Genomic DNA, 24,380 nt, shown 5'->3' with positions numbered 1-24,380 from the left:
ATTCTTAGGAACAAACAAATCACCTTTATCTCGATGATATGATACCTCTTAAGTAGACAAGGTAAATACCTAAAATCTACGGCTCTTTGTCAACTGTAGTGGGTTGAAGAAAAGCTAAGCTCGAGAAAGGACAAATTTCGTCCTTTCTTTTTTGATATTCAGAGCGATGAAAATTCGCTTCTTGAAGTTTTCAAAGTTCCGAAAACCAAAGGCATTGCGTTTGATAAGTTTGATGAGATTATTAGTCGCTCCCAATTTTGCGTTGGAATAGGATAACTGAAGGGCATTGATGATTTTCCCTTTGTCCTTTAGAAATGCAGTCTGAAAAAGAGAATGAACCTTCTTTATATTGTCTTCAATGAGTCCAAAAAATTTCTCTGGTTCCTTATTCTGAAAGTGAAAAAGCAAGAGCTGATAGAGATTATAGTGGTATTTCAAGTCTTCTGAATAGCTCAAAAGCTTGTCTAGGATTTCTTTATTGCCTAAATTGTCAAATTAAGTTAGACTTTTCAAGTAACTCAGAAAAACTTGGTAGGGTGATTGAAATAGTTCTAATGGTAATTCATAGACTACCCTCTGTTCAGCTATTCCCCCTTCATCTGTAACAAAAAAATATTTCTCATGATGTCGCCAAATATGTTGTCCATAACCTTTTATTTCCTCAAACTTACTAACTTCTTCCCAGCCTAGTTTACTATATTTCATGTATGTTCTCCGATCTTTTCACTAATATCTTACATTACACCTTCAGGAATATCTCCTGTTGATCATTGTAACTATCTAGTTGACTGTTATACCAAACCCAGACTGTTAAATGGAATAGCTAGAGGAGAGATCTTACAGGATAGATTTTTTCAACTCTTCCCGTACTTGCATTAAGAGAAGGCCTAGCTTGTTCTTTCCAGAGCCATCTCCCCCATCAGCCCAGTAGTCGTCATTTCGTGTATGTTCGATGAGGATGGCATCTCCTGTTGCTAGCAATTCTTTTGTTTAAATGAACACGCCTACAGAATCATCCTAATATCAAATTTTTTTGAGAAATACATGGAAAAACTTCTTTCAAATTAATAAACTGACTTCATCATATGCTATAATTTAGTTATATTTTACAAAAATAAAAGTTTCTAAATAATGCCCCTATTTGCTCATTGATGCAACAGTGCCATTATTTCATTATCAGTTTTTATGTTATAGCTTTATCAAGGAGTTTCGTCTATGCTTCAATACCTTAAGCCTCTGCGCTGGTATCTTTTCTTTAATTTTCTCTTTAGTGGACTGTCCAATATTTGTACTGCTCTTCTTCCATACTTTACACAAGAGTTAATTCGTAGCCACTATCAAATAGCTTTGGCAGGTTATTGCATCGCAGTTATAGGTTACCTAACTTGCAACTACATCCAAATGCGACTTGACTGGAAACAGGCCATTCTCTTTTCGACAAATCTAAAGAACGACTGGTTTCAATCTCTTTTGGGACTTGCCCACCATGATTTCAAGCAGAAAACAGTCGCAGAATACATTTCTTATCAATCTAATGATCTTGATTCACTGGAAAAAGATTATCTACCTCCATTGATGAGTTTTTTTAAGCAGATTCTACGAATTTTGATTTATACCATCATTATTACCAGAACGATCAATCCTATAGTGGCGCTGATCCTACTGATTTCAACGGCTATCAGTATTCAAATTCCAAAGATCGTTGGTCAATTGACTGCGAAGCGTAGACAGACATATCTTGAAAAGCAAGGTGATTATTATCGGACCTTGGAGGATCTATTCCGAGGACATCACCTAGTTAACAAACTCACTCTACCTCATTTTATAGAGCAACAAAGAAGTTCCCTCAAAAACTTGCAGGACAAATATCTTAGGTATGGTTTGACTAAAATTACAGGTATTCTCTTGACGGGTATTTCTTTTGAATTCATTAGCCTTATTCTCTTTTCCTATCTAGCTTACTCTCTATATCATCAGCAAATTGGTATCCCTGAGGTGGTGGCCAGTTTTGGTTATATTACAGCCTTCTCAGAACCAATTCAAGAAATCCTTTACGATCTGCAAATGTTGGAGTCGGTAAAGCCTGTAATTAAAAGCTTTCAAACTATTGTTAAGCATCCATCTTCAATTCAGGCACCACAGCTTTCTTTTGAAACAATCACATTGAAGAATCTTTCTAAACAACTTGGGGAATCAACATTAAAGATTTCTTTTGCCACCATTCATAAAGGAGATAAGATTGCCCTCATTGGAGAGAACGGATCAGGTAAGAGTAGCCTACTCAATATTTTAAATGGTACGGATGAGGATTTCCAAGGCGAGATTTTGCTGAATGATCTTCCTCTAAATCAGCTTTGGGGAAGATTTGGCTTGATTTTGCAACAAGAGCATAGCTTCATCTCTAGTTATGAAAATAATGTTACGCTATTCAATACTTTCTCTGCAGAGTTTAAGGATGTGGAGTTTGAAGTAACACCTCCTCAATCCCTGTCAGGTGGTCAACAACAACGCATGTACCTCAATCGAGAAAAAAACCGTCAGAGTCCATTAGTTATTATGGATGAACCTTTTTCAGCCTTGGACGCTCGTCAGTTCGAGGCAGAATTGAAAAAAGTACTAGACTTACCGTGTGCTGTCATCATTACCTTACACCGACAGAATGAAGCACTGAAGAACTTTGACCAAGTCTGGGAAATTAGAGCTGGAAAACTAATCATTCAAAAAAATGAATAGACTTGCCTTCTAACGAAGATTTGTTTTATCATGATCAATACATCATCAGGCACAGATAGATTGAGGTCATCTTAACCCCAAAAAGAGCATTTCCATTATCATAAATGCTCTTTTTTTGTACTTAATTGTATTTCTTTCAACCCCTTCCATTACATCTCTAATTTCAAAAGGGATGAATCGTTTGATCAGTGTATAAGTAAACTATATTGATCTTCTCAATACTTCCGAATCGTCAGTGGATTTCTTTCCTTGTAATCACTCAACTAAAGATTTTCTTCATACAATTGCTAATCATTCTTTAATCTTACTTTTGTTTAAATCCTATTCTACCAAAATATGGCCATGAATTCATACCAAAACAAAAAGAGAGCAGCAAACTGAACTGCTCTCCATTTTGTTTATTTTTCGACCATACCGCCCTTGATCAGACTTTCTTTCGTTACTGAATAACTGACTGTATTGTCATCTAGCGGATTAAAGCCTGATACGATTTCTTTTAATTTTTTCAAATCAATTTTTGTGTAATCAATGGTATTGCGAATATAAAAGATTCCGTCTTTGTATTCTGATGTCAGTTCAAATCCGTGGCCCATCAGATCTTTGAATTTTTCTTGGCTCTTAGCAACGGCTTCTTTCATGGATTCAAGGGGGTTCGCACCAGGCACTTTTGAGACGTCGTAATCATCAACTTTTTCTTGTACTAACAAGGTATCTCCCTTGTAATACAAGGTTACAGTTGACTTACCTGCTTCATCACTCGTTTCGAGAACAGTTTTTTGTGCACCTGCTAGTGCATCCTCTTTTTTGCTTTCATCAGTTGATGACTCTTTTTTCTTTTCTTTAGCAGATGATTTGCTTGTTGCTTTACTGGTCGCTTTAGTAGACGATGGACTAGTAGATTTTGTAGTCTCTTTTTGTGCGCAACCAGCTAAAAGAAGACCCGCTGTCAAGAAGACGGCTAACATTTTTGTGGTTTTATTCATTTTGAATCCCTCGCTTTTTATGATGGTTAAGGAAATGACTGACGTCTGAAACGAGTCATGTAGCAAGATCAACTGTCGTTTTAGATGTTATTAGAAAAGCCTCAAAAATGATGTTCGCAGCCCCCTCCTTATCGATCATTGTAGCCATCTGGGTGGCTGGAATGCCATGCCCAGGCTGTTTGGATGATGGTTTCGATATTGTCAAATTTTGGTTGCCAGCCGAGAATCGCACGCGCCTTCTCAGATGATGCGATCAGGGTATCTGGATCTCCTGGTCTACGATCAGCCATCTCAAGTGGGATCGGATGTCCTGTCACCTTGCGGGCTGCTTCAACGATTTGAAGATTAGAGAATCCGGTCGATGAGCCCAGATTAAAGGCAGTCGATTCATTCCCTTTTCTGAGATACTCCACCGCAAGCAGATGGGCATCTGCCAAGTCAAATGGGTGGACATAGTCCCGAACATTGGTCCCATCTGGTGTCTTGTAGTCATCTCCAAAAATAGAAATCTTCTCGCGTTTGCCTTGGGCTACTTGTAAGACGATCGGCAAGAGATGGGTCTCTGGTCCGTGGTCTTCACCGATTGATCCGTCTGGCTTAGCACCCGCTACATTAAAGTAACGGAGGGGCACATACTTGATGCCATAGGCTTGATCGGCCCAGCGCATAATAGTTTCCATCATGAGCTTGCTTTCGCCATATGGATTGATCGGTTTTTGTGGAGTGGTTTCAAGAATCGGAATTTCTTCTGGAATACCATAGGTGGCTGCGGTTGAAGAAAAGACGATGTAGTGCACCCCACATTCATGCATGACTTCCAAGAGTTTGACCATGCCAGCTGTATTGTTATCAAAATATTTCAAAGGATCAGCCATAGACTCAGCTACCAGTGAGTAGGCCGCAAAGTGGATGACCGCATCGATATCTGCATGTTCCTTAAAAACCCTGCGCATGAAGTCTTGATCCGCCAGGTCTCCTTGGTAAAAGACGGCATCTGGATGCACCGCTGCACGGTGGCCTGTGACCAGGCTATCTACTACCACGACTTTTTCCTGTCCTTCATTGACCAAGCGGTCTACCATGTGGGAACCGATATAGCCAGCTCCTCCGAGTACGAGTATTGCCATTTGTTTTCCTTTCGCTTTTTTATCTTCTCTCTTATTGTACCAAATTTCTGCCTCTTCTCCACACTTAAAGTGTCGCGACAAAGCGTCTAAAGGCTGCTTGGCCTTCTGCTGTTCGCTTGTAGACACCGGCATCTTCCAGCACGCGCGCAAAGATCTGACCGACTGATTCACGGACAAGGGCCTCTGCCTCTACTTCGTCTGTGATGGATGGGTGAGTGGCTTTCAAGTCATCCGCCCAGTCTTGGTGGTAACTAGCCACACTGCTTTCTCGTCCAAGCAGATAATCTTGGACCTGCTTGAGCTCTTCCTTGAGTCGAGGTGGCAAAATGGCTAGACCCATGACTTCGATCAGGCCGATATTTTCTTTTTTGATGTGTTGGACATCCGCATGTGGGTGGTAAATGCCATCTGGATGCTCTGGTGAGGTTTGGTTGTCACGGAGCACCAAGTCCAGTTCATAATGCCCATCGCGGATTCGTGCAATGGGGGTAATGGTATGATGGGGTTGACCGTCAGATGTGGCTAAGACTTGCACAGCTGGATCCGAGTAACCTCGCCAGCTTTCTAAGATATGGTCTGCCAGTTCAATCAATTGCGCCTTGTCATCCGATTGCAAGCGGAGAACCGACATAGGCCAGTTGACAATTCCTAGTGACACGGCTTCAAATCCCGAAATTGTAAAGCTTTCCTCCACAGTAGCCAGCTCCATGGCAAAGGTGTGTCGACCACCTTGGTAATGTTCGTGGGTTAGGATAGAACCTCCTACAATTGGGAGATCGGCATTAGAACCTGCAAAATAACCTGGGAAAGTCTCGACAATGGTCAAGAGTCGCTCAAAGGTCTTGCGGTTAATAGACATGGGGATGTGCTGACTATAAAGGAAAATGCAGTGTTCGTTAAAGTAAGCATAAGGAGAATACTGGAAGCCCCACTCCTGCCCCGCTATATCAAAGCGGATAATCCGGTGATTGGCCCGGGCTGGATGGTCTAGACGACCTTGATAGCCTTCATTTTCAAAGCACAATTGACAAGCAGGATAATGACGCACCTTGGCATTTTTAGCAGCCGCAATGTCTTTGGGGTCTTTTTCAGGTTTTGACAGATTGATGGTAATTTCGATCGTCCCATAAGGGGTCTCTGTCTCGAAGGCAATATTTTTTGCAATGGCATTGACCTTGATATAATCATTGTGCTTAGAGAGGGCATAGAAATCCGCAATCGCATCTTCCTTGGACTGACGGTAGGTCTCCCAGAAACGACGATTGACCTGACTCGGACTGGGGGTGACCCAATCCATCAACTCCGCACCCAGACTGTCTTTTGCGGCCATGCTATCTGGAATCTTACTATTAGCGACTGCAAGCTCCACCAACTGATTTTTGAGCGCGATCAAGTCAGCCTGATGAGCTGGGGCGTCTAACCCTTCTTCTCCAATGCGACTCATAACGCGGTTTTTTAGATAAATCCGATCCATCTCTTCATAGTCACTTGCATCAATGATGGCTGTGACAAATGCATCTAATACCAGTTCTGTCATCCTATCTCCTTTTTAATCAAGTACCCGTGTCCCCGCAGCAACCTCTGCAATGTAGAAACTTGGCGCATAGCCAACGACTTCCTCATAGCGTTTGCCGACAGCTTCCTCAAAAGCCTCAACCTTATCTTTGTTGACAAGGGCAATGGCACAACCACCAAAGCCTGCTCCGGTCATACGAGCGCCCAGGACGCCTTCTTGTTCCCAGGCAGTATGTACCAAGGTATCCAATTCTAGCCCTGTCACTTCATAATCATGCTCCAAGGATACGTGGGAAGCATTCATGAGACGACCAAAGCCTTCCAGATCACCTGCTTCAAGTGCCTTACGGGCTTGGAGGGTCCGTTGGTTCTCAAGTACAGCATGACGAGCCCGTTTGATGCGATTGGCATCTTTGATCAAATAACTATAGGCATCGAAGGTCCAGATATCCAATTCTCCAAGAGTTTGGATAGCTAATTTTGCCTGAAGTTCAGAGACAGCTGTTTCACATTCGGCGCGGCGTTCATTGTATTTGGAATCAGCCAATTCACGGCGTTTGTTGGTATTCATGATGACCACGACATTGTCTTTGAGATCAAGCGGCACCAGATCATATTCTAAAGTATTAGTATCTAGATAAATAGCGCGTTGATCATCCCCCATACCGATGGCAAATTGGTCCATGATACCAGAATTAACCCCGATGAAGTGATTTTCCGTTTGTTTTCCGATCTTGACCAAATCGAGGCGATCCAACTTGAGATCAAACAGCTTTTCAGCGATCACACCAATCAAGAGCTCAAGTGAGGCTGAAGAGGAGAGTCCAGCTCCATTTGGAATCGTGCCGTAGACATAGACATCCATCCCGGTATCAATGACGTGGCCAGCTTCTTGTAAAAAATGAAGCACGCCTTTTGGATAGTTGGTCCAGTTGTGCTCTTTTTCATAATGAAGGTTGTCCAATGGGACTTCAATGATCCCCTTGTCTTTGAAGTTATCTGAAAAGAAACGCAAGAGTTTGTCCTCACGTTTTCTTGCAGCTCCATAGGTCCCAAGGGTAATTGCAGCCGGGAAGACGTGTCCTCCGTTGTAGTCTGTGTGTTCACCAATCAGATTGATCCGACCAGGTGAGAAGAAGGTATGGTCGGCTTCTAGTCCAAAAAGGGTTTGAAAGCGATCACGTAATTGCTGACGAGTAATGGGTGTAGCCATAGGGAACTCCTTTAATGATTTTGTAAACGTTTTTATACCTGTATTATAAACAATATAATAACTGTTTTCAAGCATTTTTAGTAAAATTTTATTGAAAAAATTAACAACAAAAAATCTCTTGATAAATTCGGTTTTTCTTTATCAGATAGGTTAAGAGATGCATTGGATGCAAATAGAGAATTTTAGTAAAATTTTACTAAAAAATCTCAATTAGGAGGTCATCCAATTGAGATTCTAAATTCCTTAATTTTTCTTTCTCGGATAGATAAAAGATCCAAGGAAGGTTAAGAGGCTAACACCCATAAGGGCTAGGATGTTCTCGGTTTGACCGGTCTTTGGCAATACCGATGAAGCAGGACTATCGGATACACTGACAGGAGCCTGAGCAGTGTCATGTGACACAGAAATCGGAGTGACTTGTGGACCATCAAGAGGACGAACTTTTTCTTGCTTGCTAGCAAGGACCTGTGTTCCAGTGTTGCCAACCACTACTGGTTTTGTCTGATGGGTTGGATCGAGTGTTGATGGAGTTGGATCCGAAGCTTCTGGGGTCGGTAATGGAGCAGGTGCTGGATAGAAGAGGCCATGACCAATGCGATAGGCATACTCTGTTTTCGACATTTTCCCATCTACAATTTTTGGAATATCCACCGGTAAAGTACCTATGTGTTCCTTACCATTGAAGATGACTTCCACACCTGCAGGAATATTCGGACCAAAGGCATTGTCTGGTTTGAGAGATTCCGTTGGATCCATTCCCTTATTTCCATAGACTGCTAAAATGGCTTTAGCCGCTGGATAGTTGGCTACATCGTAAGGTTTGGAGATCGAAAGGATAGCTGCCTTCTTCTGCTTGGTGTTGGCATAATGGATGATTTCCGTTGGGATCTTGGTCCTCCAGAAATCTTTATCCAGTTGCCCCTCATAGCCGATCTCTGAAATCACTACGATGTGAGTGGCTTTTTCGAGGTCTTCTTTTAGACTATCAAGCGTGGATTCTTTGGTGAAGTTCTTCGCCACAAAGGAGGTATCTTTTGGAAGAACCCCATCCGCTATTAAGCGACGCATGCCCAAATTTAGTCCAGGAACTTCATTTTCAAAAGCTCCTAATAATAGGACATGATCCCCTTTTTGGACCTTAAATGGCAAGGTATGGTCTTCATTTTTTACAACTGTCACCGCTGCTGCTGCAATCTTGCGTTCCAGATCACGATTGAGGTTGGAACCTACTTCTTCCTCAGCTTTTTCAGGCGTGCGAGCACTTGGATCAAAATTCAGGACCCCACGTTTTTCTTTGAGGGTGAGGATCCGACGAACCGACTCATTTAAACGATCTTCTGAGATGTCACCCGTTTGCACCGCACGAACCACTTCATCGACAATGGTATCAATCTTGGTCAAATCGGTTTTACTGCGAAGGGTCGTTGGCATCAAGACCAGGTCAACTCCTGCCTTGATCGCCATCTTCACAGCTTCCACCTCACCGAAGTTCTTAGCGATGGCGTCCATTCCCATGGCATCGGAGACAATCACACCCTTATAGCCGTATTTCTTCCGTACCAATCCCGTTAAGATATCATCAGAGAGTGTCGCTGGTACATAGATTTTCTCACCAGTTTCTTTTGACACAACCTGATCTTTTTCAATTTGTGGGTATTGGATATGAGCTGTCATCAAGAGGTCTACACCTGCATCCATAGCTTTTTTGAATGGAAGGAGTTCTAATTTTTCAAGTTCGGCAAGAGATTTATCCACCAATGGGAGACCTGTATGGGAATCAACCGCTGTATCTCCATGACCCGGAAAATGCTTAGCAGCGACGGCCACATTGTAGTCCTGAATTCCCTTCATCATCGGAATTCCTAAGTAAGCAACACGGTTTGGATCAGAGGAGAAGGAACGAAGCCCAATGACAGGGTTTTGTGGATTGTTATTGGTATCTAGCACGGGTGCAAAATCAACATTTAAACCGAGAGCAGATAACTCACGACCGATGATTTGGCCAGCTTCTTTAGCTAGCTTGGGATCATTAGTGGCTCCGATAGCCATATTTCCAGGAAGGGCTGTTCCTGTTCCTAAGCGGTAGACGATGCCCCCTTCTTGGTCGATCGCTAACAATAGCGGAATCTTTCCGTTATTGGCCTTGTTTTCAATGGCTGCCTTTTGCATATCTTGGGTCAGAGCTAGGGTCTGCTTGGTTTCTTTCACATTCTCAGCAAAAAGAATAACGCCCCCAAAATCATATTTATCAATAGCTTCCGCTACTTCAGCATTAACTTTAGTCAGATCTTGAGGTGACTCCTGATTCGCCTCCTGCCACTTACGGAAATCCGGCATAATCATTTGAGTGACCTTTTGTTTGAGTGGCATGTTTTCAATCAATTTTTCCACTTCAGGAGATGTCGTCTCTGTCGATGCTACCGTTGGGGAGGCTGCAGGGACGGCTGAACGGTCTGTTGTAGTCGGTGTTTCGGCCACTTCTCCCTGATTTTCTGTGGAAGTTTCTGGAGCTGGAGAAGCTACAACCTCTTCTACTGTTGCTGCCGGTTCATTGGCTTGATCCGGTGCTTGAGCTGTATCTGCTTTTGCTGTTTGGACTGATAATAAAGCAAAAGCCGTTAATAGGGCTGCAGATGGATACAGGATTTTTTTCATAAAGCGACCTCCTTTCTTCATAGATATTGTACCATTATTCAATTGCAATGTAAACGGTTTCGTATATTGAATATGATGATTTATTATTTTAATTTGCTTATTTATAATCCCTTTTGCTCATTCAGACCTGTAAACATTTAGTAAAATCTATTTCTTTTTACTGGTATTTAGAGTATACTTTAGGTAGCAAGCAAAAGAAGGAACAACTATGGCAACGATTAAAGACATAGCAGAAAAAGCAGGTGTTTCACAGTCGACCGTCTCTCGTGTCCTCAATCTGGACGAGACCTTGTCCGTCAGTGAAGACACGCGCAATCGGATTTTTCGCATCGCTGAGGACCTGCATTACCAAAAGAAAAGCCGAAAAACAATTCCTCAAGCGGGCCTAGACTCTCATAAAATCGTTATCTTTGAATGGTACACGCGCGAAGAAGAATTAGACGATCTCTACTACTACGCCATCCGGATAGGGTTGGAAAGACAGGCCCAAGAATTGGGCTATGAGATCATTCGTATCTTCAGCAAGGATGATTGGTCCTTGATGCAAGAGGCAGACGGGATCATCGCGCTTGGGAAATTCAGTCCCAAGACCATTCAAGATCTGGAAAGCTACGGCAAGCCCCTGATCTTTGTCGATAGCAACACCCTCTATCTGGGGCATTCTTGTGTGACGACAGATCTAGAAGATTCTGTTATCATGGTTCTTGATCACTTTCTTGAAAAGGGACATGAGGACATCGGGCTTTTGGTTGGTCGGGAACAGACTGCTGATGCTATCCCACTTCTAATGGATCCGCGTCAACGGACCTTTCAACAATACCTCACCGCAAAAGGGTTTTACCAAGAACGCTTTGTCGCGGTTGGAGAATTTTCGACTGAATCTGGCTACCAACTGATGGAACAGCTGATTCAAACACTGGGCAACGACTTGCCAACGGCCTTTTTCATGGCCAGTGATGCCTTAGCTGTCGGGGCCCTTCGGTCCCTTCAGGAGCACCAAATCGCAGTACCTGATCGCGTCAGTCTCATTTCCTTCAATGATACCTCGATCGCCAAGTATGTCTACCCTGCCCTCTCTACCGTCACAGTTTATACAGAAGAAATGGGTAAGCAAGCCATTCAGATGCTATGGCAAACCTTTCAAGGAACCCAACCAAGTGTTCCCTATATGGTCAAATTAGCTACCAAACTGACGATTCGAGACAGCAGTCGCTAGGAGGTCCTATGAAAACACACGAAATTCTTTTTCAAACCCTATCCCAAGCAGATGACTACGTCAACGGAGAGCAACTAGCCAAGGAGTTAGGCGTTTCTCGCACCTCTATCTGGAAAGCCATCCAACGCTTGGAAAAAGAGGGAGTCGTCATCGAATCCCTCAAAAAGAAAGGTTATAGACTCATCTCAGGTGACATTTTACTACCTGAAGTGATCGCAAGCAACACCCACTTGAACGTTTCTCTAAACGAACATTGTAGCTCTACTCAATTGGATGCCAAATTAGGGATGGAAGCCAATCATGAAGGCAATACGCTCTACCTAGCCAATTCTCAATCTGCAGGGAAGGGACGATTTGGCCGTAGCTACTACTGTCCAGATCAAGGTGGTATCTACATGTCCCTTCATCTCAAGCCCCAACTCCCACCTGCGGGGCTCCCCCCTTATACCCTCATGGTCGCTGCAGCTATCTGTAAAGCGATTAAAAACTTGACCTTGATAGATGTTTCTATCAAATGGGTCAATGACATTTATTACCGTGAAAAGAAAATTGGCGGTATCCTAACGGAAGCCATTACCTCGATTGAAACCGGTCTTGTCACAGATGTCATTATTGGAGTCGGCTTCAATATGGCTATCTCTACTTTCCCAGAAGAGCTAAAAACCAAGGCCGGTTCCTTGTTTGAAGGTCCTTGCCCCATCACTCGGAATAGCCTCATCTGCGAAATCTGGAAGGAATTTTTCCAAATGGATGTCGACGAGCTGGTCTACCTGTATAAAGAGCGCTCCCTAGTCCTAGGACGAACTGTCACCTTTGAGCAGAACCAACAGACCTATCAAGGCCTCGCCAAAGACATCTCCGATACCGGCCAACTCTTGGTCCAATTGGACAAGAAAAAAGAAATCTGGCTCAATAGCGGTGAAATCTCCTTGACCAAATGGTGAAAACAAGTAAAGAAAAGAGGCTGAGACAAAAGTCCTAGCCTCTCAATTATCTTTGGATTGTCGAACAAGACGCAGTAATAATTTCAAATGTTAATCTTCTCACCCAAGTCTATTTCAAGTATTTCTTGGCATACTCTTCGTAGTTTGGTTTCTCTTTTTTATTCATGGCATAGAGCAAGAGGCCACTCAAATCATTGTCTTTTGAAGTTGGTTGAATCATGATGGCAATATTTTTATTCGGATCTGGGAAAATCACTGAATAAGACTCACCATCTTGTTCAATTTTGTAGTATACAATCCCCTCTTTTCTTTCAATCGACTTTTGTTTATAGGGATACTTTTCACCATCAACTGTTACAGTATCTTTTGTAAAAACAAGCTCACCATTTTTCTTATCGCCCGTTTGGACTTTCCATTTGCCTTCCAGTTTAGCCGGAGAGCTACTGCAAGCCGCAATCAGAACCAAACCAAGAGAAAGAAGAACCATCGCAATTATTTTTTTCATTTTAGACATTTATCTTTCACACTCCTAAAATATTTTTTTATTTTCTCTTCACCTATAGAAAGACTTGGATTCCTTCACGCACTTGTAAAAACAACCCTAGACTCATAGGATCAGTGAAAATTTGCATAGAACTAGTATACCATAAATGACAGGTTGCAGGATACACCGAATCAGAAAAAACCTTTTGAAAATGTGATACTCCATTTTCAAAAGGTTTTCTTTATTTTCGGCTTTTTTTGTTGATTTCTTTTTCAATGGCACTGGCAATTTTCTCTACCACATAGGCTGTTTGGAGATTGCGCAAAATCAAGAAGGCCAAAAAGAGGGCAAAGAGCATTTGACCCTCCATAGTCGCCTCATTGAAAAAGTAGGTTTCTAGAGCAGTAAAGACTGCTAACACTGCAAATTGTTTTCTATTCATAGAACTATTCTACCATGAATCTATAAAAAATTCATGAGTTAATCGTTTTGTACGGTAATTTTATTAGACAAAAAATCGAATTCTTTTGGGATGACGCTCTCTTCTTCTGCGACTACTTCAGCCTTTTGTCCACGCGCTTTAGATGAAAATTCAGCTCGAATCTTAGTCCACTCTTCCAAAGAAATCGCTAAGATCTCAGGTGAAAAACCGGCAGCATTGCTGAGGATATTGCCAAACATAGTATTGAGGTTGTCCCGCTTCATGGTCTGTTCAGCATTGAAGGCCGATTCAAAAGCCAAAATCGCATGGTTCTCATTGGCAGCAACTGGCTGCGATCCGATCAAGAGGGCTTTATCTGCACCTCCTAGACTTTCGATAATCTCTCCCCAAGCATTTTGAAGCCGGATCAAGTTGGTCCGTGCCAGTTCTGGATTTTCAACCGCTTCTTGCAAGATCGCATTGACCTTGTTTCGATCGACCCGGTAAGCCTTATTAGACTTGGTTGGGCGGGTTACTGGTGGCTTGGAACTAGATAGATTGTCTCCAGCTTGGGCCACTTCTTGCTTGAGTTGAGCGACTTCTTTCTTCAGCTCTTCTAGCTGAGCCAACACATTGGAAGGCACTTCAACAGTGGCCGACGTTGAAGTTTGTCCCGTCATTTCGGCCAATTTGATGGTCATCATCTCCGTATAAATGCGCGGTTGCAAGCTGTTTTTGATATCCGCTAGACTGGTCGTCGCCTGATCAATAAGGGCAAATAGTCGAGCTTGATCTACCGATAGATTAGCCGCAAACAAGTCACTAGCATGGGTATTTTCTCCACCTGTTTGGACAATTAACAGATCACGCAGGTATTGGAGCAAGTCCGTGACGAAACGGGCCATATTCTTCCCATTATCAAAGATAATCGCGAGCTGGTCCAGCGCCGCTGTCGCATCACGAGCTAGGATCGCAGCTACATACTGGTCAAGAGCAGCAAGACTGATGGAGCCGGTGATCTCTTCAGCAATCGCTGTTGTCAACTCACTACCTGCTGTTAGACTCAAGGCTTGGTCCAAAATAGACAAGGCATCCCGCATACCACCTTCAGCACGCCGGGCGATAATCTGCACAGCATCTGCTTCATAAGAAATGCTTTCTTTGGCTAAGATACTTTCCAAATGGTGAACAATATCTGGCAGTTTGATCGATTTGAATTCAAAGCGTTGCACCCGTGATAGAATCGTCGCAGGAATTTTGTGCAACTCCGTTGTTGCGAGGATAAAGACCACATTTTCCGTTGGCTCTTCCAATGTCTTTAACAAGGCATTGAAAGCACCAGTAGAGAGCATGTGCACTTCATCGATGATGTAGACCTTGTGTTTAGCAAGACTTGGCGCATAGGTTGATTTGTCGCGAATATCACGAATCTCATCGACCCCATTGTTAGAGGCCGCATCGATCTCGATGACATCTTCTAAGCTCCCATTGGTAATGGCTTCACAGATATAGCAGTCGTTACAAGGCTCTCCATTGACTTGATTAGGGCAGTTCATGGCCTTGGCAAAGATCTTGGCCACACTGGTTTTCCCAGTTCCACGAGGACCAGAAAAGAGATAGGCATGGCTGATCTTATCTTGCTCCACTGCTTGTCTCAATGTCCGTGCCACCACTTGCTGGCCAACCAATTGGCCAAAGGTCTGGCTCCGGTATTTTCGATATAAGGCTTGATACATTAACTCTTCACTCCAAACATCTTAAAATCCCAGTCTGTCTTTTCAAGCAGGAGAGAGACAAACTGTTCGAGATAGGCTTGGTCCAGCTGATCATAATCAGCGACTATTTCTGAATCTAGATCCAAAACCCCAAGGAGTTGCCCATCCTTGACCATGGGCACCACAATCTCACTCATGGCCCGACTATCACAGGAAATGTAGTTGGCATGCTGGTGGACGTCCTCGACGATGATGGTTTCTTGCTTTTGAGCTGCTTCTCCACAGACACCCTTTCCAAGTGCGATGTGGACACAAGATACTCCACCTTGAAAAGGTCCCAAGATCAATTCCGATTTGTCATACAAATAAAAACCTGCAAAGACTGAACGAGGTAGGGCTTGATTCAAGAGTGCGCTAGCATTGGATAGATTGGCCAAAGCATTGGTTTCATCCGTTAAGAGAGCATCTAACTGGGCCAGCAAGAGCTGGTATTGTGATTCTTTTTCCGATTGTTTCATACCTTTCATTATACCAAATCTTTGCTCAAAAATTAAGTTAGAAAGCGACAAAAAGAGTGCGATTGAGTGATTTTCTTCAAAATTCTCTTCGCACTCTCTATTATTTAGATAGATAAGATCCGCTCATGTCCTTATCTCTGTTTTGTCTTAACCTTCACGCGCTTCTCGGAGGATTTTTTCAATCTTGGTTGTAATCAGATCGATCGCTACAGTATTGCTGACACCTTCCGGGATAATGACATCCGCATAGCGTTTAGTCGGTTCGATAAACTGATGGTACATAGGCTTCACCACACCCAAGTACTGATCAATAACGCTATCAAGACTCCGGCCACGCTCTTCCATATCTCGCTTGATCCGACGAATGATCCGAACATCATCATCGGTATCCACAAAAATTTTGATATCCATCAAGTCGCGAAGGCGCTTGTCTTCAAGAACAAGGATCCCCTCTACGATAAAGACATCCTGCGGTTCCTGACGATAGGTCTTATTACTACGCGTATGCGCAGCATAGTCATAGGTTGGGATGTCCACCGGGCGACCTGCTAACAGTTCATTGATCTGTGCAATCATCAAATCTGTATCAAAGGCAAACGGATGGTCATAGTTGGTCTTGATCCGCTCCTCAAAGGTCAAATGACTTTGATCCTTGTAATAAGAATCATGCTCAATCATGGCAATCTTTTCATTTGGAAAATTCGCCAAAATGGCACGAGATACACTAGTTTTTCCACCACCAGAACCACCAGTAACACCAATAATAATCGGTCTATTTTGCATGTTTAACTCCAATAACTGTACTCGTCTGAAAGATTCAAACACCTCAGACATATCTTATTTATTCTACCATATTTTAGCTCAGACTTGAATAGTTTTAAATCAGAAGTTTAGAAAACAAAAAGGACCTCGCGGTCCTCTCATTATTGCACTTTTTCCACCATCGACTTAAAATTATAGTCTTTATCTAGAACAATAACCTTCTTCCCTCCATCTACAGGTACAATGTAGGAATGAGTATAAGCCTCTTTATATACTTCCTTAGCACTATTCACTGTGTAGCCTTGATTTTTAATCTCTTTTTGAACCTCTTCAAATTCAGCATTTATTTCATCATCCGAAGAATGGGAATTTCCACTCTTATTATTGATACGATCAGTATCTACAAGTGGATAAATAGCAGTGACATCCGTATTCGATGCGCCATTTTTCGTTATTTGAAAAACTAAATGATCGTCAGTATTAGACACGTTTTTCCATTTTCCAACCAAAACGTCAGGATATTCGATTTTTTGGAAAACGGCTCTCTTCTTAAATTCTGACAAATTGGATGTACAGTAGGCTAGGTCCGCTAAATCATCAAAGAAGATGACATTTGTCCCATTAGACTGAAGCAAATTATAAAATACTAAACCTTCCGTTTTAAAAATGACTACTTCTTTGGTACTCAAATGAAACTTTTTATCGACATCCTTTAGCGTCTGCATATTCGGTAAGTTTAATTTAGAAAGTTTCTGAATAAATTCATCTTTAGCTTCTTTTCCTTCGATCGTTTTTTCGATCAGATGAGTTGTATTGACTTTCTTTTTCTTTCCATTTAGTTCATAAACTACTGGCATCGAATCCGTGTTGCTAAGCCAAATTCCATCCAGACTTTTTGTCCCTGTAAAGAAAAAGATCCAAATAAGAGTGATTGCAGTAACAATAGCGACTACGGCCAGACCGAACGTTGTTGGTTTATTGAAAGACAACTTGGGTTTTCTCTTCCCCGGAACAGGTTGCAAAATTTTCTGATATGACTGCTCTTGAGCGAAGGATGTAGGTGCAACAGCTGCTTCCCGACTATGAGCCTGATTGTTGCTTGTTTGAGCAGATGCATCCTTTTGTTCTACTACAAACTCCCCCTTTTCACGCGCTTCTTGAAATTCTTGCATACTTGGCTTGCGACCATTGACCGCTTCAAAGTACTCGACCCAATCTTTTTGATTCATGATCATCCTCCTAAAAAATCATTTCCCTAAAAACTAGTCATAGTATACCACAAATCAGGGAGTTCAGAACATTTTTTAGGAAATTCATGATGAAAAACAAAAAGGACCTTGCGGTCCTCTCATTATTTCATTTTTTCTAGCTTGGCATTCACGTGATAACTACTATCTAAGACAAGAATATTTTTTCCACCATTTACTGATACGAAGTAATAATTTAACCCTACTTGTTTATAGACGTCCTTTTCACTCTTTACTTGATAGCCTTCTGACTCAATCTCTTCTTTAATGTTCTCAAATTGTTTTTGAACTTTTTTATCTGTTGATTTATTTTTTTCAGATTTGCCATCTAGAAAATCTTTATCTGCCATCGGGTAGAAAGCAGCTTGGCTTGTTTCAGAATCACTGGAAATCAATCCATGATCGGTAATCGTAACCTTTCTTGTTTCATCACTTTCATCAGCCGTAACTTTCCATTTACCCACCAAAACTTTAGGAGTTTCAACTTTTTGATAAACCAGATCCTCTTTAAAGGATTTCGAATTTGATGAATAACTTTTTAAATCATATACACTATCTTTTAAGATAACATTTGAACCATCTTTTTGAAGTAAATTATAAGTGACATGCTTATCGTATTTGACAATGATGACTTCTGTTGTTTTCAAGTTAAATTTCTTGTCTACATCCGCAAGCGTATGGATTTCACTTGAATCTAACAAGGAGAGGGCTGTTTCAAATTCTTTTTTTGCTTCATTTCCTTTGAGGACATCATCAACTGTTTTTTCACCATTCACCCTTTGTTTCTTTCCAGTGAGTTCATAAGTGACCGGACTCGAATCGGTATTTCGAACCCAAACGCCATCTAGGCTTGGTCCACTTGAGAAGAAAAAGAAGCAAACTACAGCAACCACTGCGACAAGTCCTGCGATGGATAGACCGATGACGGTTTTCTTAGTGAAGCTGAATTTTGCTCCTTTTGGTCTTGGCACCGGTTGGCTATGGCCTGCAGGACCACTTGGTTGCATTTGTGGCTGTGGAGCGATAGTTACAGGTTCTCCTGCTTGAGTTGGTGTATTGGTCTTTTCAATGACAAATTCACCCTTTTCACGCGCTTCTTGAAATTCTTGCATGCTTGGCTTGCGACCATTGAGGGCTTCAAAGTACTCAACCCAATCCTTTTGATTCATCTTGATCCTCCTAAAAACGAAATTTTTTAAAAAAGCTATTATTAGTATACCATAAATCCTACCATTCAAAGAAAATTATTTGGAAATTCATGGCCTCTAAAAAAGAAAAAGGACCTATCGGCCCTTCAAATTAGTTTACTTTTTCAGCTTTTATAGAGAAATGGTAGTTTTTGTCCAGAGCAATAAATTTCTTTCCGCCCTCTACAGGAATAATATAAGAATTTGAATAAGACTCTTTATAGACATCTTTGGCACTATTGATTTTGTAGCCTTGTTCTGCAACTGCTTTTTGGACATGTTCGAATTCTGTATTTACTTTATCATCCAGAGAATGAGAATCCCCATCACTACTATTGATGCGAGCAGAATCTACAAGTGAATAAACGGCGCTACAATAACTGTTGGAGGAACGTTTCGAAATACCATGATCTGATAATTGCAAAATATCTTCCTCTTCTTCTTCATTTTCTCCCTCGACCACTTCCCATTTTCCCACTAAAAACTTTGGAAATGCGAGTTTTTTAAAGACGGTCATTTTCTTAAATTCCGGGACAGCATTTCTATAATAAATGAGATCTTTAAAATTATCAGAAAGCATGACATTTGTGCCATTTTCCTGCAGTAAATTATAAAACGTTTCGCCATCTGTTTTGATAATAACCACTTCTTTGGTCTTCAATTGATACTGATTGTCAACATCGGCCAGTGTCTGTATAGCAGAGGAATCTAATGAAGAGAGCTTATCATTGAATTCTTTTTTCGCTTCATTTCCTTTGATCACTTTTCGAATTAGATAATCGCCATTGAGCTTCTTTTCTTTCCCATTTAGCTCGTAGACAAGAGGTCTGGAAGCCGTGTCGGTCAGCCAAATTCCATCTAAATCCGGCCCACCTGAGAAGAAAAAGAAGCAGACTAAGCCAATCACTGCGACAAGGCCTGCGATGGAGAGACCGATGACTGTTTTTTTATGGAACCTTGGCTTTTTGGGGCTTGCTAGTGGTTGGCTGTAACCGGCTGGACCAGTTGGCTGCACTTGTGGCTGTGGAGCGACAGGTGATGAAGCAGGTGTATCCGGTTTGTTCACAACAAATTCACCGTTTTCACGCGCTTCCTGAAATTCTTGCATACTTGGCTTACGGCCATTGACCGCTTCAAAATATTCAACCCAATCTTTCTGATTCATGATCATCCTCCTAAAAAATTGATTTCCCTAAAAACTAGTCATAGTATACCACAAATCAGCGAGTCTAGAGCTTTTTTGGGGAAATTCATGATAAAAAGAAAAAGGACCATGCGGTCCCTTTATTATTCAACTTTCTGTATTTTATTTACAATTTTAAAATCGTCATCAAGAGCAATAAGCGTCTTTCCACCATTTACTGGGACGAGATAATTAGTATAATTCATTTTATACACTTCATCTGGACTAGTGACAGTGTAACCTTGCTTTTTAATAGCTTTTTGGATATGTTCAAACTGGCTTTTTAGTTTTGAATCCGAATAGTCGTCATCTTTATTATATTTATTTAATCGCTTCAAATCCGTCAGACTATAAAATAATGTAAAACCTTTCTCCTTACTACCCGATTTGCTAATGATTCCATGGTCTGAAATGGTATAAGTACCGTCCTCATAAAATTTCCATTTTCCAACTAAAACTTTTGGAAATTCAATTTTTTGGAAAACTACTTGTTTCTTAAATTCTGATACAGATGAATCATTATATTTTAGTGCTTTAAAATCCTGATCAATAATTACGTTGGTGCCATCTGCTTGAAGCAAGTTATAACGTACATTTTTATCTGCTTTAACAATAACGACTTCTTTAGTTTTTAATTGGAACTTCTTATCAACATCTGCCAAATTCTTTAAGTTAGATAAATCGTATGAAGATAGTTTCTCATTAAATTCCTTTTTCGCTTCATTTCCCTTGATTATTTTATTTATGGAATATAGCATATTAATCGTCTGTTTTTTCCCTTTTAGCTCATAGGCAACAGGTGCTAAGTTAGGGTTAAGCCAAATTCCATCTAAATCCGGTCCACTTGAGAAGAAAAAGAAGCATACCAAAGCAATGACCGCGACAAGCCCTGCGATCGATAGACCTGTGACCGTTTTCTTATGGAACCTTGGCTTTTTGGGGCTTGCTAGCGGCTGATTATAACCGGATGGGCCAGTTGGTTGCACTTGCGGCTGCGGAGCGACAGGTGCTGAAGCAGGGGTATCCGGTTTGTTCACAACAAACTCCCCCTTTTCACGCGCTTCTTGAAATTCTTGCATACTTGGCTTACGGTTGTAGAGTGCTTCAAAATGGTCAACCCAATCTTTTTGGTTCATATCCTATCCTTCCTATTTGAAACCTAATATGTTCCATTATATCATACATCCGCTTTTACTGAAAACGAGTGAAAAGTCCAAGCGGTTTTCTACTTGGACTCTCTTCCTTATTTCAAAACTTTTTGTGTTTTCGCGTAGTTGGCTTCAACAGCGTCTTTTTCGGCTTTCCACCAATCTTGGTGGTCGGTGTACCACTTGATCGTTTCTTCCAAACCTGCTTCGAAGTTTGTGAATTGTGGTTTCCAACCTAATTCTTCACGCAATTTTGTTGAATCAATCGCGTAACGCAAATCGTGACCAGCACGGTCTGTGACACGATCGTAAGCATCTTTTGGTTGACCCATTTTTTCAAGGATCAATTCAAGCACTTCCTTGTTGTTCTTTTCACCGTCAGCACCGATTAAGTAAGTTTCACCGATACGACCCTTGGTAAGAATAGCCCAAACACCAGTTGAGTGGTCGTTGGTGTGGATCCAGTCACGGACGTTTTTCCCTTCACCGTATAGTTTTGGCTTGATGCCCGACAAGATATTGGTGATTTGACGTGGGATGAACTTCTCGATGTGTTGGTATGGTCCGTAGTTGTTTGAACAGTTAGAAATCGTTGCCTTGACACCGAATGAACGTACCCAAGCCTTCACAATCAAGTCTGAAGCAGCCTTGGTTGATGAATAAGGGGAGGATGGGTTGTATTTGGTTTCTGCAGTGAATTTTTCACCAGGTCCTTCACCGTGTCCAGGAAGGTCTTCACGCAATGGAAGGTCCCCATATACTTCGTCTGTTGACACGTGGTGGAAACGAATATCGTACTTGCGAGCCGCTTCCAAGAGTGTATAAGTTCCAACAAAGTTTGTGTAGATAAATGGAGATGGATCTTTGAGGGAGTTGTCATTGTGGCTTTCAGCCGCATAGTGGACGATGGCATCTGCTTTGGCAGCCAATTTGTCGACTAATTCGGCATCAGCAATATCCCCCACAACCAACTCGACACGGTCCCCAAGGATTTCTTCGATATTGGCACGGTTGCCAGCGTAAGTAAGTTTATCCAAGACTGTCACATGGACATCTGGATGGTTGTTATAGACATAGTGAACAAAGTTTGAACCGATGAAACCAGCGCCACCGGTTACGATGATATGTTTGTATTCAGTCATTTTTTCTCCAAATAGTTTTTTCTTTTGATTGTTCCTTTGGCTAGTGAGGGACGCCAGCAACCCTTCGGTTTCATGGCTAAATCCGGAGCCGAAGTCTCCGGATTTTCCTACAAGATTCCCTACGGCAATCTTGTTTCCACTAGGGCAGGAACAATCCTACCAGGCTCCTTGCAGTCGCAAAAATACTGTGCAAGGTTTATTTTTACAAATCTTCTGCTTTTAGGGGTTTGACGTCTTTGAGCAGTGGGTGATTCTTGTCTGCTTCTGAGACTTCTGCTTCTGCCAAGTTTTCCCATTGGATGTCTAGGCTTGGGTCTGCGTAATTAACAAATGCGTATTTTGGTTTGAGTTCCAATGCCCAGTAATCATTGACTAAGTAGGTATAAGCCACTTTATCCGTCAAAACTTGGAACCCATTGGCTACACCACGAGGGACGAAGATCCCTTTGGAAGCATCAATCACAGTTTGGTAAGTGTTCCCGAAGGTCTCGCCTTCCCGAAGGTCTACCCAAGTTCCAAGGACCTTACCTTCATCTGCCACAGAGATATACTTATCCCAAGGCTCTGCATGCAAGCCACGCAAAACATTCTTACGAGAGAATGAAATGTTATTTTGCAACTTGCCTTCCGCAAAGAAGCTTTCTGGAAATTCAAGAGGAAGCATTTTTTCTTTTTGGAAGTTTTCTTTAAACCAACCACGGTTGTCCCCATGAACGGGGATATCGAATTCCAACATACCTGGAATGGCTTCGATCTTACGTGCTGCTAGTTCTTTTCCGAAAAATTGTTCTGTCATTAAGCTTCTCCTATCAAACGGAGCAAGTATTGTCCGTATTCGTTTTTCTTCAGCGGTTGCGCCAATTCATGAACTTGTTCTTTGGTAATATAGCCCATGCGATAGGCAATTTCTTCAAGATTGGCCACTTGAACATTTTGCAAGCGTTGAACGGTCTCGATATATTGAGAAGCTTGCAAGAGGCTTTCGTGGGTTCCAGTATCCAACCAGGCAAAACCACGGCCCATGAGTTCTACAGAGAGATCTCCACGCTCTAAATATGCCTTATTAACATCTGTGATTTCAAGCTCTCCACGAGGACTTGGTTTGATGTTTTTAGCAATTTCGACCACATCATTGTCATAGAAGTAAAGTCCTGTCACCGCAAAGTGAGATTTCGGATGTTCTGGTTTTTCTTCGATAGAGATGGCATTCATCTCATCATCGAACTCAACCACACCAAAACGTTCTGGGTCTTTGACTTGGTATCCAAAGACAGTCGCCCCTTTTTCTTTTGCTTCTGCCCGTTGCAACATGGCTGTTAAGCCATTTCCATGGAAAATATTGTCCCCAAGAATAAGTGCTACATGATCGTCACCGATAAAGTCTTCCCCAATGATGAAGGCTTGGGCCAAGCCATCAGGACTTGGTTGCTCTGCATAAGAGAGAGAAATGCCAAGTTCAGAACCATCTCCAAGAAGCTCTTCAAAACGAGGGAGGTCCTGAGGAGTTGAGATAATCAAGATTTCTTTGATCCCCGCCAACATTAGAGTTGAAAGCGGATAGTAGATCATTGGTTTGTCATAGATGGGCATCAATTGTTTGGAAGCTGCGCGTGTCAATGGGTACAAGCGAGTTCCAGAGCCACCAGCTAGAATAATACCTTTCATAATTACAGGCCTTTCTACGTAGTCATTACTCTTATTTTATCATGTTTATATAAAAAAGTCACCTTGCATCTATGGTACAAGGTGATCTCATTTATCCCAAAGCGACGTCTAGGATCATCATAATGACAAAGCCGACCATAAGCCCCAGGGTTGCCACGTCTGTGTTGCCATTGGTCTGTGTTGCCATTGGTCTGTGAATCTGGGATCAACTCCTCAACTACCACGAAGATCATCGCACCTGCCGCAAAGCCCATCATGATGTCCAGTAATTTTCGACTAATGTGCTTGAAGAAAAAGACGATGGCTGACCCGACAATGGTACAGACCCATGTAAACAATCCCGCGAGAAAGGCCTGAAAGACCACGGATTACGATTGAAACCAATTTATAACAACTCCCATTTTCTTGTTGATTCACTGGTTCTATTCTACTATTTTTAGCCGAATGAAGGAAGATCTTTCGAAAAAAAGAGAGTGGGACAGAAATCCTGGCCTCTCAATTATCTTTGGATTGTCGAGCAAG

At 41.9% G+C, this 24,380-nt stretch carries 22 protein-coding genes and 3 pseudogenes; 3 read left to right on the top strand and 22 right to left on the bottom strand.

From position 1 onward, the window contains the following. Positions 1 to 114 precede the first annotated feature (114 nt). From BTU61_RS10050 to BTU61_RS10040, 3 genes and pseudogenes are all read right to left on the bottom strand, one after another. Positions 115 to 489, bottom strand: a pseudogene (locus BTU61_RS10050) (transposase); the annotation flags it as partial. A gap of 6 nt (positions 490 to 495) precedes the next feature. Next, the gene (locus BTU61_RS10045) at positions 496 to 705 is read right to left on the bottom strand and encodes a hypothetical protein (protein WP_031573799.1); all 210 of its coding nucleotides are present in this window, start codon (positions 703 to 705) and stop codon (positions 496 to 498) included. 132 nt (positions 706 to 837) lie between these two features. Next, positions 838 to 981, bottom strand: a complete 144-nt coding sequence (locus BTU61_RS10040) for an NADAR domain-containing protein (RefSeq protein WP_275946252.1) — start codon at positions 979 to 981, stop codon at positions 838 to 840. A gap of 234 nt (positions 982 to 1,215) precedes the next feature. Between BTU61_RS10040 and BTU61_RS10035 the strand changes: the two genes are divergently transcribed. Continuing rightward, entirely contained in the window at positions 1,216 to 2,733 is a 1,518-nt protein-coding gene (locus tag BTU61_RS10035; protein ID WP_200773416.1) for an ATP-binding cassette domain-containing protein, read from the top strand. A 398-nt stretch (positions 2,734 to 3,131) separates the two neighbouring features. Here the strand turns inward: BTU61_RS10035 and BTU61_RS10030 are convergent, their stop codons facing one another. From BTU61_RS10030 to BTU61_RS10010, 5 genes are all read right to left on the bottom strand, one after another. Then, positions 3,132 to 3,716, bottom strand: coding sequence for a DUF1307 domain-containing protein (locus BTU61_RS10030; protein WP_200773415.1), 585 nt, complete (start codon positions 3,714 to 3,716; stop codon positions 3,132 to 3,134). A gap of 128 nt (positions 3,717 to 3,844) precedes the next feature. Then, entirely contained in the window at positions 3,845 to 4,843 is a 999-nt protein-coding gene (galE, locus tag BTU61_RS10025) for a UDP-glucose 4-epimerase GalE (protein WP_200773414.1), read from the bottom strand. A 64-nt stretch (positions 4,844 to 4,907) separates the two neighbouring features. Beyond that, the gene (galT, locus tag BTU61_RS10020; RefSeq protein WP_200773413.1) at positions 4,908 to 6,380 is read right to left on the bottom strand and encodes a UDP-glucose--hexose-1-phosphate uridylyltransferase; all 1,473 of its coding nucleotides are present in this window, start codon (positions 6,378 to 6,380) and stop codon (positions 4,908 to 4,910) included. Between the two features lie 12 nt (positions 6,381 to 6,392). Continuing rightward, entirely contained in the window at positions 6,393 to 7,571 is a 1,179-nt protein-coding gene (locus BTU61_RS10015) for a galactokinase (protein WP_200773412.1), read from the bottom strand. Between the two features lie 243 nt (positions 7,572 to 7,814). Continuing rightward, positions 7,815 to 10,226 carry a glycoside hydrolase family 3 N-terminal domain-containing protein gene (locus tag BTU61_RS10010; protein ID WP_200773411.1) on the bottom strand — a complete coding sequence of 804 codons (2,412 nt, stop codon included), beginning with the start codon at positions 10,224 to 10,226 and terminating at the stop codon, positions 7,815 to 7,817. A gap of 208 nt (positions 10,227 to 10,434) precedes the next feature. On the opposite strand from BTU61_RS10010, the gene BTU61_RS10005 reads away from it, so the two are divergent. Both BTU61_RS10005 and birA read left to right on the top strand, forming a co-directional pair. Further along, the gene (locus BTU61_RS10005) at positions 10,435 to 11,442 is read left to right on the top strand and encodes a LacI family DNA-binding transcriptional regulator (RefSeq protein ID WP_200773410.1); all 1,008 of its coding nucleotides are present in this window, start codon (positions 10,435 to 10,437) and stop codon (positions 11,440 to 11,442) included. An 8-nt stretch (positions 11,443 to 11,450) separates the two neighbouring features. After that, positions 11,451 to 12,386: a bifunctional biotin--[acetyl-CoA-carboxylase] ligase/biotin operon repressor BirA gene (gene birA / locus BTU61_RS10000; RefSeq protein ID WP_200773409.1), complete on the top strand. Its 936-nt coding sequence runs from the start codon at positions 11,451 to 11,453 to the stop codon at positions 12,384 to 12,386. A 109-nt stretch (positions 12,387 to 12,495) separates the two neighbouring features. On the opposite strand, the gene BTU61_RS09995 is transcribed toward birA, so the two are convergent. The 14 genes and pseudogenes from BTU61_RS09995 to BTU61_RS10395 all read right to left on the bottom strand — a co-directional run. Next, positions 12,496 to 12,900, bottom strand: a complete 405-nt coding sequence (locus tag BTU61_RS09995) for a glycosyltransferase (protein WP_187540583.1) — start codon at positions 12,898 to 12,900, stop codon at positions 12,496 to 12,498. A gap of 211 nt (positions 12,901 to 13,111) precedes the next feature. Beyond that, a complete protein-coding gene (locus BTU61_RS09990) occupies positions 13,112 to 13,312 on the bottom strand; it encodes a DUF3272 family protein (RefSeq protein ID WP_200773408.1) in 201 nt (66 codons plus the stop codon). 38 nt (positions 13,313 to 13,350) lie between these two features. Then, the gene (gene dnaX, locus BTU61_RS09985; RefSeq protein WP_200773407.1) at positions 13,351 to 15,027 is read right to left on the bottom strand and encodes a DNA polymerase III subunit gamma/tau; all 1,677 of its coding nucleotides are present in this window, start codon (positions 15,025 to 15,027) and stop codon (positions 13,351 to 13,353) included. Continuing rightward, the gene (locus tag BTU61_RS09980; RefSeq protein WP_338058533.1) at positions 15,027 to 15,524 is read right to left on the bottom strand and encodes a GAF domain-containing protein; all 498 of its coding nucleotides are present in this window, start codon (positions 15,522 to 15,524) and stop codon (positions 15,027 to 15,029) included. Before BTU61_RS09980 ends, dnaX begins: the two co-directional genes overlap by 1 nt. Before the next feature lie 147 nt (positions 15,525 to 15,671). Continuing rightward, positions 15,672 to 16,307 (bottom strand): uridine kinase, encoded by a 636-nt coding sequence (gene udk / locus BTU61_RS09975; protein ID WP_200773405.1) that lies wholly within the window; start codon positions 16,305 to 16,307, stop codon positions 15,672 to 15,674. A 140-nt stretch (positions 16,308 to 16,447) separates the two neighbouring features. After that, positions 16,448 to 17,515, bottom strand: coding sequence for a hypothetical protein (locus BTU61_RS09970; RefSeq protein WP_200773404.1), 1,068 nt, complete (start codon positions 17,513 to 17,515; stop codon positions 16,448 to 16,450). Positions 17,516 to 17,637: 122 nt separating this feature from the next. Continuing rightward, on the bottom strand, positions 17,638 to 18,702 hold the full coding sequence (locus BTU61_RS09965) for a hypothetical protein (RefSeq protein ID WP_200773403.1): 1,065 nt from the start codon (positions 18,700 to 18,702) through the stop codon (positions 17,638 to 17,640). A gap of 130 nt (positions 18,703 to 18,832) precedes the next feature. Further along, complete coding sequence (locus tag BTU61_RS09960; protein WP_200773402.1) at positions 18,833 to 19,885, bottom strand: hypothetical protein; 1,053 nt, start codon at positions 19,883 to 19,885, stop codon at positions 18,833 to 18,835. Between the two features lie 122 nt (positions 19,886 to 20,007). Beyond that, positions 20,008 to 21,039, bottom strand: coding sequence for a hypothetical protein (locus BTU61_RS09955; protein ID WP_200773401.1), 1,032 nt, complete (start codon positions 21,037 to 21,039; stop codon positions 20,008 to 20,010). A gap of 107 nt (positions 21,040 to 21,146) precedes the next feature. Continuing rightward, positions 21,147 to 22,193 carry a dTDP-glucose 4,6-dehydratase gene (gene rfbB / locus BTU61_RS09950; protein WP_200773400.1) on the bottom strand — a complete coding sequence of 349 codons (1,047 nt, stop codon included), beginning with the start codon at positions 22,191 to 22,193 and terminating at the stop codon, positions 21,147 to 21,149. A gap of 202 nt (positions 22,194 to 22,395) precedes the next feature. Next, entirely contained in the window at positions 22,396 to 22,989 is a 594-nt protein-coding gene (locus BTU61_RS09945) for a dTDP-4-dehydrorhamnose 3,5-epimerase family protein (RefSeq protein ID WP_200773399.1), read from the bottom strand. Further along, complete coding sequence (gene rfbA / locus BTU61_RS09940; RefSeq protein ID WP_200773398.1) at positions 22,989 to 23,858, bottom strand: glucose-1-phosphate thymidylyltransferase RfbA; 870 nt, start codon at positions 23,856 to 23,858, stop codon at positions 22,989 to 22,991. Before rfbA ends, BTU61_RS09945 begins: the two co-directional genes overlap by 1 nt. Positions 23,859 to 23,949: 91 nt before the next feature. Continuing rightward, a pseudogene (locus BTU61_RS10400) lies at positions 23,950 to 24,109 on the bottom strand (zinc transporter); the annotation flags it as partial. Beyond that, a pseudogene (locus tag BTU61_RS10395) lies at positions 24,086 to 24,223 on the bottom strand (ZIP family metal transporter); the annotation flags it as partial. The pseudogenes BTU61_RS10400 and BTU61_RS10395, both read right to left, overlap by 24 nt. Positions 24,224 to 24,380 lie beyond the last annotated feature (157 nt).

The organism is Streptococcus lactarius, from assembly GCF_016642265.1.
Taxonomy (GTDB): domain Bacteria; phylum Bacillota; class Bacilli; order Lactobacillales; family Streptococcaceae; genus Streptococcus; species Streptococcus lactarius.
This window is presented reverse-complemented; position numbering and strand designations above follow the sequence as displayed.

Excerpts from the sequence above, each read along its gene's own strand:
- BTU61_RS10045 (WP_031573799.1), bottom strand. The coding sequence starts at position 705 with ATGAAATATAGTAAACTAGGCTGGGAAGAAGTTAGTAAGTTTGAGGAA.
- BTU61_RS10035 (WP_200773416.1), top strand. The coding sequence starts at position 1,216 with ATGCTTCAATACCTTAAGCCTCTGCGCTGGTATCTTTTCTTTAATTTT.
- BTU61_RS10030 (WP_200773415.1), bottom strand. The coding sequence starts at position 3,716 with ATGAATAAAACCACAAAAATGTTAGCCGTCTTCTTGACAGCGGGTCTT.
- galE (WP_200773414.1), bottom strand. The coding sequence starts at position 4,843 with ATGGCAATACTCGTACTCGGAGGAGCTGGCTATATCGGTTCCCACATG.
- galT (WP_200773413.1), bottom strand. The coding sequence starts at position 6,380 with ATGACAGAACTGGTATTAGATGCATTTGTCACAGCCATCATTGATGCA.
- BTU61_RS10015 (WP_200773412.1), bottom strand. The coding sequence starts at position 7,571 with ATGGCTACACCCATTACTCGTCAGCAATTACGTGATCGCTTTCAAACC.
- BTU61_RS10010 (WP_200773411.1), bottom strand. The coding sequence starts at position 10,226 with ATGAAAAAAATCCTGTATCCATCTGCAGCCCTATTAACGGCTTTTGCT.
- BTU61_RS10005 (WP_200773410.1), top strand. The coding sequence starts at position 10,435 with ATGGCAACGATTAAAGACATAGCAGAAAAAGCAGGTGTTTCACAGTCG.
- birA (WP_200773409.1), top strand. The coding sequence starts at position 11,451 with ATGAAAACACACGAAATTCTTTTTCAAACCCTATCCCAAGCAGATGAC.
- BTU61_RS09995 (WP_187540583.1), bottom strand. The coding sequence starts at position 12,900 with ATGTCTAAAATGAAAAAAATAATTGCGATGGTTCTTCTTTCTCTTGGT.
- BTU61_RS09990 (WP_200773408.1), bottom strand. The coding sequence starts at position 13,312 with ATGAATAGAAAACAATTTGCAGTGTTAGCAGTCTTTACTGCTCTAGAA.
- dnaX (WP_200773407.1), bottom strand. The coding sequence starts at position 15,027 with ATGTATCAAGCCTTATATCGAAAATACCGGAGCCAGACCTTTGGCCAA.
- BTU61_RS09980 (WP_338058533.1), bottom strand. The coding sequence starts at position 15,524 with ATGAAACAATCGGAAAAAGAATCACAATACCAGCTCTTGCTGGCCCAG.
- udk (WP_200773405.1), bottom strand. The coding sequence starts at position 16,307 with ATGCAAAATAGACCGATTATTATTGGTGTTACTGGTGGTTCTGGTGGT.
- BTU61_RS09970 (WP_200773404.1), bottom strand. The coding sequence starts at position 17,515 with ATGAATCAAAAAGATTGGGTCGAGTACTTTGAAGCGGTCAATGGTCGC.
- BTU61_RS09965 (WP_200773403.1), bottom strand. The coding sequence starts at position 18,702 with ATGAATCAAAAGGATTGGGTTGAGTACTTTGAAGCCCTCAATGGTCGC.
- BTU61_RS09960 (WP_200773402.1), bottom strand. The coding sequence starts at position 19,885 with ATGAATCAGAAAGATTGGGTTGAATATTTTGAAGCGGTCAATGGCCGT.
- BTU61_RS09955 (WP_200773401.1), bottom strand. The coding sequence starts at position 21,039 with ATGAACCAAAAAGATTGGGTTGACCATTTTGAAGCACTCTACAACCGT.
- rfbB (WP_200773400.1), bottom strand. The coding sequence starts at position 22,193 with ATGACTGAATACAAACATATCATCGTAACCGGTGGCGCTGGTTTCATC.
- BTU61_RS09945 (WP_200773399.1), bottom strand. The coding sequence starts at position 22,989 with ATGACAGAACAATTTTTCGGAAAAGAACTAGCAGCACGTAAGATCGAA.
- rfbA (WP_200773398.1), bottom strand. The coding sequence starts at position 23,858 with ATGAAAGGTATTATTCTAGCTGGTGGCTCTGGAACTCGCTTGTACCCA.